This window comes from Paenibacillus pinistramenti (genome assembly GCF_005869875.1).
Classification (GTDB): Bacteria; Bacillota; Bacilli; order Paenibacillales; family Paenibacillaceae; genus Fontibacillus; species Fontibacillus pinistramenti.
This window is the reverse complement of record NZ_VAWG01000023.1, coordinates 1-14,531: the sequence shown is the minus strand read 5'-3', so window position 1 is coordinate 14,531 and position 14,531 is coordinate 1. Positions and strand designations below refer to the sequence as shown.

13 protein-coding genes are annotated in these 14,531 nt (G+C 55.2%); 5 read left to right on the top strand and 8 right to left on the bottom strand.

The features are described from left to right. Nucleotides 1-95: 95 nt before the first annotated feature. A complete protein-coding gene (locus tag FCN15_RS17510; RefSeq protein ID WP_138496274.1) occupies nucleotides 96-794 on the top strand; it encodes an HAD family hydrolase in 699 nt (232 codons plus the stop codon). Between the two features lie 57 nt (nucleotides 795-851). On the opposite strand, the gene FCN15_RS17505 is transcribed toward FCN15_RS17510, so the two are convergent. The 6 genes from FCN15_RS17505 to FCN15_RS17480 all read right to left on the bottom strand — a co-directional run bounded on the left by FCN15_RS17505 (nucleotide 852) and on the right by FCN15_RS17480 (nucleotide 7,647). Further along, nucleotides 852-1,967, bottom strand: a complete 1,116-nt coding sequence (locus tag FCN15_RS17505; protein WP_138496273.1) for a YheC/YheD family endospore coat-associated protein — start codon at nucleotides 1,965-1,967, stop codon at nucleotides 852-854. A gap of 50 nt (nucleotides 1,968-2,017) precedes the next feature. Next, the gene (locus tag FCN15_RS17500; protein WP_138496272.1) at nucleotides 2,018-2,485 is read right to left on the bottom strand and encodes a GNAT family N-acetyltransferase; all 468 of its coding nucleotides are present in this window, start codon (nucleotides 2,483-2,485) and stop codon (nucleotides 2,018-2,020) included. Between the two features lie 15 nt (nucleotides 2,486-2,500). Continuing rightward, nucleotides 2,501-3,616, bottom strand: coding sequence for a YheC/YheD family endospore coat-associated protein (locus tag FCN15_RS17495; protein WP_138496271.1), 1,116 nt, complete (start codon nucleotides 3,614-3,616; stop codon nucleotides 2,501-2,503). Further along, a complete protein-coding gene (locus tag FCN15_RS17490; protein ID WP_138496270.1) occupies nucleotides 3,613-4,992 on the bottom strand; it encodes a YheC/YheD family endospore coat-associated protein in 1,380 nt (459 codons plus the stop codon). Before FCN15_RS17490 ends, FCN15_RS17495 begins: the two co-directional genes overlap by 4 nt. A gap of 75 nt (nucleotides 4,993-5,067) precedes the next feature. Beyond that, entirely contained in the window at nucleotides 5,068-6,261 is a 1,194-nt protein-coding gene (locus FCN15_RS17485) for a YheC/YheD family endospore coat-associated protein (protein WP_138496269.1), read from the bottom strand. 45 nt (nucleotides 6,262-6,306) lie between these two features. Further along, complete coding sequence (locus FCN15_RS17480) at nucleotides 6,307-7,647, bottom strand: YheC/YheD family endospore coat-associated protein (protein ID WP_338044385.1); 1,341 nt, start codon at nucleotides 7,645-7,647, stop codon at nucleotides 6,307-6,309. Nucleotides 7,648-7,875: 228 nt separating this feature from the next. Here FCN15_RS17480 and FCN15_RS17475 point away from each other — a divergent pair, with 228 nt between their 5' ends. The 3 genes from FCN15_RS17475 to FCN15_RS17465 all read left to right on the top strand — a co-directional run bounded on the left by FCN15_RS17475 (nucleotide 7,876) and on the right by FCN15_RS17465 (nucleotide 10,131). Next, entirely contained in the window at nucleotides 7,876-8,223 is a 348-nt protein-coding gene (locus FCN15_RS17475; RefSeq protein WP_138496267.1) for a YlbF/YmcA family competence regulator, read from the top strand. 95 nt (nucleotides 8,224-8,318) lie between these two features. Further along, nucleotides 8,319-8,624, top strand: a complete 306-nt coding sequence (locus tag FCN15_RS17470; RefSeq protein ID WP_238996735.1) for a hypothetical protein — start codon at nucleotides 8,319-8,321, stop codon at nucleotides 8,622-8,624. Nucleotides 8,625-8,793: 169 nt separating this feature from the next. Beyond that, entirely contained in the window at nucleotides 8,794-10,131 is a 1,338-nt protein-coding gene (locus tag FCN15_RS17465; RefSeq protein ID WP_138496266.1) for a DRTGG domain-containing protein, read from the top strand. A gap of 8 nt (nucleotides 10,132-10,139) precedes the next feature. Here FCN15_RS17465 and FCN15_RS17460 read toward each other — a convergent pair whose 3' ends face one another. After that, the gene (locus tag FCN15_RS17460; protein ID WP_138496265.1) at nucleotides 10,140-10,625 is read right to left on the bottom strand and encodes a sporulation membrane protein YtrI; all 486 of its coding nucleotides are present in this window, start codon (nucleotides 10,623-10,625) and stop codon (nucleotides 10,140-10,142) included. A 3-nt stretch (nucleotides 10,626-10,628) separates the two neighbouring features. Continuing rightward, nucleotides 10,629-10,958 carry a YtrH family sporulation protein gene (locus FCN15_RS17455; RefSeq protein ID WP_138496264.1) on the bottom strand — a complete coding sequence of 110 codons (330 nt, stop codon included), beginning with the start codon at nucleotides 10,956-10,958 and terminating at the stop codon, nucleotides 10,629-10,631. Nucleotides 10,959-11,172: 214 nt separating this feature from the next. On the opposite strand from FCN15_RS17455, the gene FCN15_RS17450 reads away from it, so the two are divergent. Then, nucleotides 11,173-14,531: DNA polymerase III subunit alpha (locus FCN15_RS17450; protein WP_138496263.1), on the top strand; the 3,359-nt coding region annotated here is incomplete at its 3' end.

The following is a 14,531-nucleotide window of genomic DNA, read 5'->3' as shown; positions in this document are numbered from 1 at the left end:
AAACGTGAACCCGCTGTTTTATGATCAGGGAGTGGCAGTTACGAAACCAACCGAACGTCTGCGAGATGCGGACGATAAGGAGGAGACTCGCAAGCATGAAGACGGAGCAGCAGCTCATTAAACCGCAGGCGATGGTATTTGATATGGACGGGACTCTGTTTAAAACGGAGACCCTGCTGATTCCTGCCTATCACGGGGTATTTGACAAATTGCGTGAAGAAGGGCTGTTTACAGGTGAAACGCCGCCTGACAGCCTGATGCTGGGCAGCTTGGGCATGCTGCTCGAGGATATTTGGAAGAATGTGATGCCGGAGGCGGAGACCCATGTGCACAGACGGGCAGATGAGCTCTTGCTGCAATTGGAGCTTGAGGGGCTGGAGAAGGCTGTTTCGGAGCTGTATCCTTCTGTGCCCGAGACGCTTCAGGCGCTTCATGAGCGCGGTGTCCGGCTGTTTGTAGCCAGCAACGGGCTTGAGCATTATGTAAAAGGTGTGGCAGCCGCGCACCGGATTGCCCCGCTGTTCGATGGTTTATACAGTGCCGGCGAACATGGAACCCGCTCGAAGGTAGACCTTGTGCGGCGGCTGATGGAGGATAACCGGCTTGAACGCATCTGGATGGTCGGAGACCGTTCCTCTGATGTGGAAGCAGGCAAGGAGAACGGACAGACCGTGATCGGCTGCCAGTACGCCGGATTTGGCAAGGAAGACGAGCTGAAGGGCTCGGATGTGCTGATTACAGATTTCAAGCAGCTGACCGGGCTTTATGACTCTGCTGCAGCCGGTACGCCGTAAACGGCAGGTTATTAATCGCAGGTTATTAATCAGAAACTTCAATAAAAACCAGATCTCCTAGAAGAAGGGATCTGGTTTTTGAATTTTATGCCTGTAATACCAAAGGGCATATTCCAGCGGTTTGATAATGGCGGAGCGGTAAGCCTCTTTGTCTCCGCTTCTCTTAAATACCTCGCGGGCCGGCTTCGGATTAACTTCCAGGACATAAATATGCCCGCTGCGGTCAATGGCCAGGTCCAGCGCAAGCTCGCATAAAGGACCGTAAAACGATTCGAGGAAAGCGGCGATGCCCAGGCTCAGCTTCTCGGCTTCGCGGCGGACCTCGGAGACTTTAGCCTCCGACTGAATCCATTTCTTTAGCAGGGTGGTCATTTCAGCAGCCGAACCGCCCCCATGCAGGTTGGAGGTAATGCTGCGCGCCGGCCCGATTCTTCCGGCACAGCCGGTGACGCTCCAGACTCCGCTGCTGTTCTTCTGGACAAGCATGCGGTAATCATGGACGCGGCCGTCCGGCAGCGTAATGTTGATCCCTTCCTGAACGAGAAACCGGGTGCCTTGCTTCCAGTTCAGCAGATAGGGACCCAGCCTTGAAAGGTGGAGCTTCTGGGACGGGATGATGGTTCTGTTCTGGTTTCTGCCCTGGATGCGGTACATTTTGGAGCCGAGCTTCTCGACACAAAGAATGCCGCGTCCGCCGGTGCCCTGAACAGGCTTGACATAGACCCGCTTGTTCTTCTTCAGCATGGCGTTCACATCGGACAGGCTGTTGAAATCCTCTGTTTCGGGCAGATAATTCTTAAACTCCGGCTTCCGGGACAGCACCTGGTAAATGGTCCACTTGTCTCGAAGCGGTTTGTTGAGAAAATGCAGATGACCGTATTTTTTTCTGAAGGCACGCAGTTGTTCGAACCGTTTGCTGTGCTGAATCCTGCAGCGGTCGAAGATCATATCGGGAAAAGGCCTTGAGGCCCGTGTCCACTTCCGGTGTACCGGGTCATAAATCATCGCGTCGATCATTTGTTTCTGGTCATTGACGTCAGCGGGAGTAAATACAAATACGGTAAGGCCGATTCGGTTCCCCTCCCGGATCATGCGTTCATAAATATTCCGTTCTTCCAATTGCTTCTTGTCATTTAGATAAAGCGTTAGAATGCCGAGTACAGGCTGCGGCAAAATAGTCACCTTCTTTGCGGAAGTAGGCTTACCGGCTACCGGTGTTCTGTTCAGGCCGGGGCAGGTTTGCCTGAGAAGAGCAGCGTTGGCTTGCCGGTGGGCCCTGTAGTGAGTCCGCCGGCCGACAGTCCGGCTTTGAAGCACATTTTCAAGCTCGACAGGTTATCAATGGCTACCCTGCAGTTCATCTGCCCGAGCTGCTCCAGCTGTGCCTTCATCAGCAGAGTGCCGATGCCGCGGCTCCGGTACAGCGGATGAACCACGGCTGCACTCAGCTCCTGGCCATAGCCGGCCGTGCACAGCACACCGGCGAGACGCAGGCCGTCCTCGGTCGAAACGACAGCCTGCATAATCCCGGTGCCGGGCTGGGCGAGGGACTGCGGGGTCAGACGGAGAACAGCACGGTAAGCGTCGGCCGTTATGCGTTTGGAGGCGTATTTTCGGATAAAGGCAAGCAGGGTGCCGTGGTAGCTCTCCCAGGAAGAAAGCTCTTCCGGACGGACAGGGGATATGATCATCCGGCACCTCCTCAATCAGACTTTATTGGTTCGAGATAAGAAGCTGCTGTAGTGGAACAAGCGCTGCAGCGATTTCTGGCGGATCTTCGGTTCATCGAACTTCATCGGTTTGGCGTTCGCTTCAAAGAACCAGATCTTCCCGTCCTCGTCGATACCGAGGTCCATGGACATTTCGCCGAGTGTCTGCTCGCAGGCCCGTTCAATCTGGCGGGCAATGGTTACCGCCGAAGCACGGGCGCGCTCCAGCAGCTCCTCCGCGCCTTCCGGACCGAAGGTTGGCAGCAGCATATCTCTCGGATCCTCTACCGTTCCGCCTTGAGGAACATGGGTGGTGATCCGTTTCTTGCCGGCCAGTCTGGCGCCGATGCCAGTGACGGACCAATAGCCGCGGCTCGTCTTCTGCACCAGCACGCGCAGGTCAAAATGCCTGCACTGATAGCGGGTCAGCCGGATGGCCTGCTGGATAATATACGGGGTCTTATCCATTTCCGCCCGAATCCGCCGCCACAGCAGCGGAAATTTGGCCGTCTTATAGATCAGGTTTCTCTCCGGATTCTGAATGATCAGCTTGTAGGGCTTACTGTCCTGGGAATCAAATGTCAGCTTCATGATCCCTTTGCCGGCTTTCCCGCTTTCCGGCTTGAGGTACAGCTCTGCGTGTTCGTTAAGCATTTCGGCCAGAGCGGAACGGGTGCCGAAACGTTTGGTGGCAGGGACGAAGTCTGCTGTCGCTCCGGATTTCTTCAGCCAGCTGAACAGCTTCCATTTATTGAAGAAGAAAGGGTTAAACAAATGAATCCGGGGATGATTGAGGCAGGCATCAATCTTCCTCTGGATGAACACCTTTTTCTCCTGGCCGCGGTTGGGAATGCGGTTATAGATAACATCCGGCAGCGGGACCCATTGCTGGACCCACTGCTTGGTGTCAGTTTGATAGATATATCCCTGAATCTGATCCTCGTTAAGCTTCAGATCGCGCGTTGTAACTACATAAACCAGGTAGCCAAGCTGTTTGCCGGTTTTGACAATATCGCGGAAATTAGCATGATTGCCGCAGAATTTCCGGTAAGGATCGGCAACGGTCAAGATTGCGATAACCGGCTTTCGGTCTTCCTGCTGGACGAAGGTCATGATTCTTCCCTCCTCCGGAATCTGCTGAGATACATACAGTGTTCCAGAATGTGCTGGATGGAGACCCTGCCTTCCGTTTTAAGCTGAGGATGCTTAAAGATCGAACGTCCTGGCTTGGCATTGGCTTCGAACATCCAGATATTCTCGTCTTTGTCGATGCCCAGATCGAAGCCGAGCTCGCCGATCAGATGCTGGTGGTGAGTTTCAATGCTTTCAGCCAGGGTGACCGCCACCTGCTTAGCCTTGCGGAGCACTTCCTCGCTGCGGGTGCCGAAGGCTTTGCTCAATGCCTGCTGCGGAGTGAGCAGGGAACCTCCATTTTTGATATGCGTGGTCACACTGCCCTTGCCGGCCTTCTTGGCGCCGATGCCGACTACGACCCATTGGTTGCGGCCGTTCTTGTGCATGTGAAACCGGAAATCAATCGGACAGCCGTCCACTTCAATCAGCCGTATCCCCTGCTGTACAACATAAGAGCGAAGGCCGCGTCCGTGGCGGTTCTGCAGCGTCCGTACCAGGGAATTGAAGTTGGTGTATTTGTGCAGCGCATTGCCCGTCTTCATCCGGTATCTTACAAAATAGCCGTTCTGCGGCACATACGAAATCCGGTAGATTCCGTTGCCAAGGCTTCCGCCGCTCGGCTTGTAATAGACGAATGAATGGCGTTCGAGCATCTCTTTAATCTGTTCGCTGGTCGGGCCTATGATCGATTCCGGCACATACTTATTCACAGCAGTATCATTCTCGAGCAGCCGGTAAATATCGGATTTATTGAAGAAGCTCCAATTAAAGAAAGGAATTCTCTTACGGATGAAACGTTCGCGCAGAAGCTGGATTGAAGCTGTGGTTTCGGCTTTGCGGCTGGGCAGACGGTTGTATACGACGTCGGGAAGCGGAACGCGCTGACGATAGAAGCTTCCCGATTCATTCAGAAATATGGCGTTGATCGTCTCCTCCTGCCAGTTGATATCCCTGGGAGTAAATGCGAAAATATAGCTCATTTTTCCGCCTTCACGCAGCAAGGACTTAATAAATCCTGTTCTGGGCCCAAAAGGATTCTGGAGCGAGGAGGTAGGGCCGTCGGAGAGAATGCCGATGAGGGGGCCGATCTGCACTTCGTCGTTCTGCTGCAGACTGCGGAGAAAGATGGAGCCGGATTTGGGAACACGGATGCCCCGTCTCACGCCGGAGGCCAGATAAAGATGGTTGCCGGCTCTCCGGATCGGTTTGACGGAAGCATAGATTCGTTCTCCTCCAAGCCGCAGGTTTACCTTCTTTTTACCGCTCAGCTTAAGTTTTTTGAGCAGGGAACCCGATACATACACGACTTTTTGGGGCTGCTGGGTAAAGTGCACATTGCAGAAAGTCAAACTCATGGGTTATCCTCCTAAGAATTTTGCTGCAGCATGCACATCGCTGTGAACAGCAGCAAATAATCTTCATTTAAAGCACTATGCGTCAGACCGTGCTAACTGCCGCTTCTGATAGCTTCTGACAGCTTCCGGTTGTTTCAGTAAATAACAGGCGTATAAAACGGGGTTCTCCACGGACCTTCTGGCTCCGCTGCTGTCCCCGATGGTGCGAAAGGCGCTGCGGCCAGGCTTGGAGTTGACCTCCAGAATCCAGACGCGCGCTTCAGCATCAACTCCAAAGTCAATGCCAAGCTCTGCCAGCCTTCCGAATCTTTCTTCCAGACAAGCAGGAATGACAGCAGATAGCCGGCGGATAAGCGCGGCAGCCGTCCGGGCGGCGGTGCTGCCCAGCTCGCGCTGCAGCAGTGCTTCTGCCTGAAAGGCTCTGCCCCCGCCGTGCAGATTGGAGGTAAGCGAGCCGGCAGCGCCGACACGGGCAGCCATGCCGGTCACCGACCATTGGCCGCTTCCGTCCTTTTGGACTAATACACGGATATCGAACGGCTCCCCGTTTGTGGTTAACAGCTGCAGAAAGGGCTGGACCAGGAAGGGCTGGCCTTGACGAAGCGATTCAATATAATTTCTGGCCTCACGGCTGTCTGAGAATCTCCGGTTAAACACCGAGTTGCTCCCATCCCTGCCTGTGAGATGGTAAACCGGGCTGCCCCCGGCTGTATCCTTCTTGAGATGCATCGCAAGCTTGCCCTGCATGCCGAACTGGGGCTTTAGAAAAATCCCTTCCGGAAACCGGCTGAGCCGCTGATCCAAACGGCCGAAGCCTTCGTAGCGGCGGGTTTCGGGCAGGAAGGCAGCGGTTTCTGTATGCTGCTTCAATATTTGATAAACCAGCCATTTGCCTCCGGTTCCCCGGCTCAGGCAGCGGAAGCGGTGCTGCCCGGCAAGCCGGGCCAGTGCCGCTTGTTTCTCCAGCTTCGCTTTGCCGGAGGCAAAGCAGCGGTCGTATATAAGATCAGGCAGCGGGAACCACTGCCTGATCCATGCACCGTTCCGGAAGGCGTATCCCGATATTTGTTCGTTATCTGTCTCCGCAGCCGGCGTGAATGCAAAAGCGGTCAGCCCTTTCTCTGCGGCCGCCAGGCACAGGCTTCTGGCAAAACCCGCCTCGGTGAAAGGGGGGTGCCCGGTGGCGGATTTGGAGACCAGAATACCCAAGGTACCTAAAGTCTCTTTCCCTCCAGACCGGCTTTGGACAGGACTGCGGTAAATTTCCATACAGAGACTCCTTTCGCTCAGGAAGACCTTGCCGCAATCCGGTCACTAATAGCCCGCCAGGTAGGCGGAATAGTCGAGAAGCCGCCGTACGGAAGGGCGGATTTTGTTGTTGTCGGTGAGCGGGGTGTTATCATTCTTGGACGGCTTGGAGTTGACCTCCAGCAGCCAGATGCGGCCGGTTTGGTCCATCGCAAGATCAATGCCCAATTCGCCGAAATGGGCGGAGGAGCGGTCATCCATGCCTTGGGCAATTTCAAGCGCGGCTTTGTTCAGCCTTGCTCCGGCCTTCAGCTTGACTGCTCCCGACAGCGAGCACCGCTCAAGCGCTTCTTTCACTGTTGAGAGGGACCCGCCCCGGGCCAGGTTAGACACGAAATGCTGGGAACCGGCGATCCGGGCGACGACGGAGGTGACGGCCCACTGGCCCTGCAGGTTCTTCTGTACAAGTGCCCGGAAATCGACCGGGCGCTTGCCGATTTCGATTAAATGCAGACCCTGCTGAATCTGGAAGCGTGTCTGCTTCATTTTTCCGGATAATGCATTATGCAGCGCGCTCAGGCTCTCATAGGTTTGCTTGCGGATGCCGAATTCCTGGGTGGTTTGAGACAAATACGCGCCTCCAGGCATCCGGGTGATCCGGATGATGCCTTTGCCCAGACTGCCTTTGATCGGCTTCAGAAATACGACCGGATATTTGGCAAGCATGCTCTTCAGCGTAGCCAGGCCGCGGTGCTGGTGGGATTCCGGCAGATAGCGGAGCAGGCGGGAATCCTGCTTAAGCGCGTCGAAAACTTCGGTTTTATCGAGATATTTTTCATTGAAGAAATGACTGCGGTAGCGGTTCTTCACTTCCTGCATGAAATGCTGGACGCTTGGTCTGTTCTCAAGCTTTCTTGAAGTCAAACGGTTGTAATACACATCGGCCACCGGAAATTCCGAGGTCCGCCAGCCTTTGTCATAAGCCCAGCCTTGAATGCTGGAGACGCCCTGCTCGATCCCTTGGGGAGTAATGAAGTATACGTAGGCTCCCTGCTTGCGGCCTGCATCGGTCATCTCCTTGCAGAAAGCTGTGATTTGGCCAAAGGGCCGTTCAGCATTGCCGGGATAATCCCGGCTGACAAGAACCCCGATCACCGGTCCCAAACGGAGGGTTTTGGAGCTCGGCGAGTAACCCATTCGCAGCGTTGTCTGGGAGGTAACACCTGTCTTTGCGGCCAGAACCGGGCTTAGGCGGAGACTGCTTGCTTTGCTTAGCGGAACTACTCGGACGTAATGCTCGAACGAGCCGAACAGCAGCCGGATAGGGGTGTTAGTGGGGACCTTCAGCCTTTTTACCGCTGCTGCCCCGATCAAAATGTCGCTGTCACCGAGAGTACCCGGGTTCATGATTTTTATAGGTAGTTTTATGGAGGGCATTTGACGTTCTCCTTCCAACCTGAGGCTGGTCACTTTATACTGCCGGCACGACCTGCATGGTTGCATGTATTTCATCATATGAGGACGTTTTTACCTTGGTGATTGGCCTTGGGGATGAATTTGCCGGGGCTTTTTGCTTCAAAGGCAGGGGTAAGGTATAATTCCATGGACTAAGTGAATAGAGGAGATGCTGACATTATGAACATTTATGATCAGGCGCACGGGCTGGCCAAAGCGCTTAAGGAGAGCCAGGAAGTACAGGAAATTAACGCTGCCATGAAGCTGGTTGAAGCGGATCCCGACAGCAAGCAGATGCTGGAGAACTTCCGCACCCGCCAGATGGAAGTGCAGCAGCGCATGATGTCCGGCGACATGCCTTCCCAGGAGGAGATGGAGCAGATGGAGAAGCTCTTTGATACGCTCAGCCTGAATCTGAACATCCGCCGTCTGTTTGATGCGGAGCGCCGTTTAAGCGTCATTATCCAGGACGTGAACCAGATTATTTCCGACAGCCTGCAGCATCTCTATGGGAACAGCGGTCTTTAATAATAGTTCTTCTGAAAATCTGCAGGAAATCTCTCATATTTGACTGCGAGCTTCATAGACTAGAAATATAGATTTCTGGTGAAGGAGTGTTCGAGTTGACAATATGGGGAAAATTAAAGCACGCCGTTTACATGCTGTTCGCGCTGGGGATGCTGCTGTACGCACTGCCGATGATTTCGTTCTCGTCAGGCAGCAGCTGGGTATCCTTATTTGGGGCGGCCTGGGCGCTGTTTGCTTTTCTGGTAATCGGCGCCCATCTGCACTTCATTCTGGGTGTAGACACGGAGAACAAGAAGCAGCAGGAATGGATCCGCCAGGCCAAGCTGCGCGAGTGGCAGCTGAAATGGTCCAAGGAACGCAAGACAAGCCGTTCGTTGCAGGATGAAAGCCGTCCATTGTAAGACGAAAGCTGTCCATGTAAGACGGAAGGACAGACAAATAGACAAACCTGCTTATCCGCTGGAGGAAGGCAGGTTTTTTTGCGTATAGAAAGGGTTTAGTTTCCGGTTATCGGCAATAATGATATAATAGATACAGATTAGTACAGATTCGCATCCGGAGGGGTAACAGATGGAGGGACATGAAGAATCTATTACCAAGCACGAGCAGCTGCTTCAATATATTGAAAGCTTAAAGATCGGCACCAAAATTTCAGTACGCAAGCTGGCGAAGAATTTGGGGGTCAGCGAGGGCACAGCCTACAGGGCGGTGAAGGAAGCCGAAATGGTGGGCATTGTCATTACGAAAGAGCGGATTGGAACTGTCCGTGTGGAGAAGAAGCCGCGCAATCTGAGCGACCAGCTTTCTTTCGGCGATGTGGTGGAGATCGTTGAGGGGCATGTGCTCGGAGGCAGCGAAGGATTGGAAAAAGCTCTGCACAAATACGTCATCGGCGCAATGAAGATTGACGCCATGGTCCGGTACATTGATGCAGGCAGCCTTCTGATCGTCGGGAACCGGGAGGACGCTCATATTCTGGCCCTGGAGCAGGGGGCGGGCGTGCTGATTACCGGGGGATTTGGCACCAGCCGGGAGGTCAAGATGCTTGCCGATCAGCTGAACCTGCCGATCATCTCTTCCAGGCATGATACTTTTACTGTAGCTTCGATGATTAATAGGGCGATTTTCGACCGGATTATCAAGAAGAAGATTATGCTGATTGAGGATATTGTCACTTCCGGCAAAAGAAAGGTCAGCTTTCTGAAGACAACCAGCACTGTCGCTGATTTTGAGCGTTTAGCCGCCGAAACCGGCCTGTCCCGGTTTGCGGTTACAGATGACTGGAACAGGGTCATCGGCATCGTCAGCCGCAAGGATATTGAAGAGGCGGAAGCCGATCAGTCGATCGAGAAGGTGGTGACCCGCAATCCTGTCACTGCCGGGATGCAGACCTCGCTGGCCTCGGCGGCGCAGATTATGGTCTGGGAAGGCATCGACTTTCTGCCTGTTGTGGACCGCAACAGGAAGCTGGTTGCATCGGTCACCCGGAAGGAAGTGCTTCAAGCGATGCGCGACGCCCAGAATCAGCCTCAGCTGGGGGAAACCTTCGAGCAGCTGATGTGGAACGGATTTGCCGAGGAGCGGAGTGCAGACGGCCAGCTGTTCTTTCATGGCATTATTACCCCGCAGATGGCGACGAACCTGGGAACGATTTCCGAAGGGGTATTATCCTCGCTGATGACGCAGGCGGGACTTGCGGCGGCCAAAGATATGAGCGGCAGCGGTTATGTGGTGGATAATATGACCACCTACTTCATCCGGCCGGTGCAGATCGAGAACCAGATTGTCATTACGCCCGTGGTGCTTGAGGTCAGCCGCCGGACCTGCAAGCTGGAGATCGTGATGAGCTATCTGGAAGGCATCGTGGCCAAAGCCGTGATGACCCTTCAATCCATTGATCACGGCTGATTTCCGGATCAAGACGCGATCACTTTCAGCTCTACCCAGACCTGCAGCACGCCTTCACTGACGAGCATCGTTTTGATCTGGATGCTGTATTCCTTGTCGCGGACCTCGTATTTCTTCTGATTCAGCAGAATCCGCACCATCTTGGCATCGCCGTCTATATCGTACATATTCCGCCCCCTCAGCACATTCAGCTCGGTCTGCAGCTTTTGGGTGATTTCCTTGACAACAAGGGTATCGAAGGGGGGATCGTGATCCTCAATCGTAATTTTGATCTCCTTGATTGCGGTTTGCCTTTTGCTGTATTTCTTCATAGCCTGGAGGTCGATTTTGGCTTGCTCCAATTCGATCTGCAGGTCTTTTTTTTCCGTCCAGATCCGGTTATAAGCCGCGTGGAACAGGGAATTGTAGACGACGCTTCCTGCCAGCATGCCGAGCGCAAACACGGCAGCCAGCTGCATGAAAGGGCGGAATCGTTCAAACTGAGGTACTCTCATCGGCTATCCCCGGCTCCCTCCGCACACCCATTTCACAAGCTCCGAACCCATATGCGCGCCCAGAAAGGCGAATAACAGATATAAGATTTGTTTGATGGCAGGCGATAAATTTCCATCAAAAAAATTGCTCTCGATCACCCGCATCGGGTCGATCGTTCCGCCTACGGCGGCGGCTAACGCCCATATTTTGATCCGGTCGGATATATCCAGCATCGTCTGGGTAGGGGGCTGGAGGGAGACGACGGCTCCGATGCCTCCGATCATTGCGCCTCCCAGCACAATGCCGAAAGCGATAAAGAAGTCCAGAATAGCTTTGGTCACAAAAGAGCTCACGGTGTGGTTCTCCTCTCCTGCCCGCTTGTCCGGGGCTGATTTTATATCATTGTATGGGCGAACCCGGCCTATGTATGATAAAATCTTTAATAAGAACGGGTGTGCTTATTTACGGCAGGCAGGGACCATTCGCATGGGCGTTGTCCGCCCGTGTTTTTCATAATAAAGTTCAAGAATTACCGCGGCTTCGTGCTGCGGCGGGGAGGGAAAATAGATGGCAGACAGCGGATTTGTGCATCTGCATGTGCACAGCGAATACAGCCTGCTCGACGGAGCGGCGAGGCTGGAGGATCTGGTCAATCAGGCCGCGGAATTCGGCATGGGGGCTTTGGCCTTAACCGATCATGGCGTCATGTACGGAACGGTCCCATTTTACAAGCTGTGCAAAGCGAAAGGCATTAAGCCGATCATCGGGATGGAGGCCTATTTCACGGCAGGTTCCCGCAAAGAGAGAGGCAGCCGCAAGGATCAGCCGATTTACCATCTGATTCTGCTGGCTAAGAACGAGCAGGGCTACCGGAATCTGATGAAGCTGTGCTCCATCGGTCATTTGGAAGGCTTCCATTATAAGCCGCGGATAGACTGGGCGGTGCTCAGGGAGCATCATGAAGGCCTCGTTGTGCTCAGCGCCTGCTTAGGCGGAGAGGTGCCGCAGCACCTGCTTCACGGCCGCAGGGAAGAAGCAAAGCGGGCCGCGCTTCGTTATAAGGAAGTGTTCGGGGAGGATTTCTATATCGAGCTGCAGGATCACGGGCTTCCCGAACAGAAGAAGGTGAATCCGCTGCTGGTTGAGCTCGCCAGAGAGACTGGCGTGCAGCTGGTCGCGACCAACGATGTGCATTATCTTCAGCGGCAGGATGCCGATGTGCAGGACGTGCTGATCTGTATCGGTACGGGAAAAACCGTCGACGACGAGGAGCGGTTCCGGATCCCGACCGATCAGCTTTACTTCAAGAGCCAGCAGGAAATGTCGGTTCTGTTCCCGCAGTGGGCGGAAGCCGCTGCCAATACGGCGGTCATTGCCGGCAAGTGCAATCTGGAGCTGGAGTTTGGCCGCTCCATCCTGCCGGAATACCGCCCGCTGCCGGCCAGGCTGAGCGCAGCCGGTTATCTGGAGCAGCTGTGCCGCAAAGGGCTGGAGGAGCGCTACAGCCAGCTTGAACGCTGGCACGATGAGACCCGGCGGACGGAGCTGGAAGAGCGGCTGTCTTATGAGCTGAAGGTTATTGAGAGCATGGGGTTCTCGGATTATTTCCTGATTGTCTGGGACTTTATTGCCTTTGCCCACAGCCAGGGCATTGTGACAGGCCCGGGGCGGGGCTCCTCTGCGGGCAGTCTTGTGGCTTATACGCTGCATATCACCGATGTTGACCCGATGAAGTATCATCTGCTGTTTGAACGGTTTCTCAATCCCGAGCGGGTTACCATGCCCGATATCGATATCGACTTCAGCGATGAGCGCCGGGACGAGGTGATCGCTTATGTCGCCGGCAAGTACGGCTCCGAGCATGTGGCGCAGATCATTACGTTTGGTACGATGGCGGCCAAAGCGGCTGTCCGCGATGTGGGGCGGGCATTGAATGTGCCGTTTGGCGAGGTGGACAAGGTCGCCAAGCTGATTCCCTCCCATCTGGGCATCACGCTGGAAAGGGCGCTGAAGGAAAGCCAGGAACTTAAAGCCTTGTACGAGGAGTCTCCGCGCGTCCGCGAGCTGCTGGATACTGCGGTTAAAGTTGAAGGCATGCCGCGCCACGCCTCGACGCATGCCGCAGGCGTTGTGATCTCCCGGGACCCGCTTACCGATGCGGTGCCGCTGCAGGAGGGCAGCGAGGTGGCTGCGCTGACCCAATATTCCATGGAGAACTTGGAATCAATTGGACTGCTGAAGATGGACTTTCTCGGCCTGCGCACCTTGTCCATCATCGAAAGATGTATGAACTGGATTGCAAGCCTTGAAGGCGCAGCGCCGGATTTCCGCATCATTCCGGATGATGACCCCTTGACCTATGCCATGCTGTCCAAGGGGGAGACAACAGGGATCTTCCAGCTGGAATCGTCCGGGATCCGCCGGGTGCTGAAGGAGCTGAGGCCCTCTCATTTCGAAGATATTATCTCCGTTGTTGCGCTTTACCGTCCGGGTCCAATGGACTTTATTCCAAAGTATATAGGCGGCAAGCACGGCCAGCTCGCGGTGGAATATCCGCATCCGGATCTGAAGCCGATTCTGGAAGACACCTACGGGATCATTGTCTACCAGGAGCAGATTATGAAGATTGCCTCCAGCATGGCGGGGTTCTCGCTCGGTGAAGCCGATCTTCTCCGCAGAGCCGTTTCCAAGAAGAAGCGGGAGGTGCTGGACAAGGAGCGCGGCCATTTTGTGGCCGGCAGCCTGAAGCAGGGCTACAACGACCAGGATGCCAACGCCGTTTATGACATGATCGTAAGGTTTGCCGACTATGGCTTCCCGCGGGCGCATGCGGCTGCTTACGGCGTGCTTGCGTTCCAGACAGCTTACCTGAAAGCCCATTATCCGGTAGAATTCATGGCTTCCATGCTGACAGCGGTGATGGGCAGCCACCGGAAGGTTGCGGAATATATAGTGGAATGCCGGCGGATGGGAATTAAGGTGCTGCCTCCGGACGTCAATGACAGCGGGATCTTGTTTACGCCGCGGCGTGAGGCAGGTCCGGCCGGAGGAGAAAGAGCAAAAGGAGAAGGAGCAGAAGCAGAAGCAGAAGCAGAAGCAGGAGCATGGGCTCCGGAAGGATTGCCGGCCCCGGCTCCCGGCGTTATCCGGTTCGGCCTCGCTGCCATCAAGAACGTCGGAACACAGGCGATGGAGAGCATCATCCGCGAACGGGAGAAGAAGCCGTTTGAGAGCCTGCTCGATTTCTGCCGCCGCGTTGATCTGCGTGTCTGCAACAAGCGCGTCATTGAATCGCTGATTCAGGGCGGCGCGTTCGACAGTCTGCCCGGACACCGGGCGCAGCTGCTCGCGATGCTGGACGAGGCGGTGGAAGCTGCAGTCAAATGGCGCAAGGAGCGCGAGGATCTGCAGATCCAGTTCTTTGACTTCGTCGAAACGGTTAACTGGGAGATTCCTTACCCAGATGTGCCTCGCATGACCGCAGCCGAGCAGCTGGGGCTGGAGCGCGAGCTGCTGGGACTGTATTTGTCCGGCCACCCGCTGGATGATTATGAGGACCTGCTCGCTGAAGAGGGAGTGGACAAGCTGATGGACCTGTCCGAAGCGCCGGATGAGAGCCGGACGGTGGTCGGCGGCATGGTTGTGTCCGTGAAAGCGATCACGACCAAGAAAGGCAAGCCGATGGCGTTTATGGAGCTGGAGGACCAGATCGAACGCGCCGAGGTTGTGCTGTTCCCCGAGGTGTGGGCGCGAAGCCGGAGCCTCGTGGAGAAAGGCGCGCTGCTGGCGGTCAGGGCGACCGTGCAGCAGCAGGACGAGGGCTTCAAGCTGCTCGCCGACGAGGTGGCGCAGCTTGGAGAGCCCGGCCTCGCGCAGCTGCGCCGCGCGGCCCAGGCCCCGCGCCCGCGGGGCGCGGGCAGCCGCCC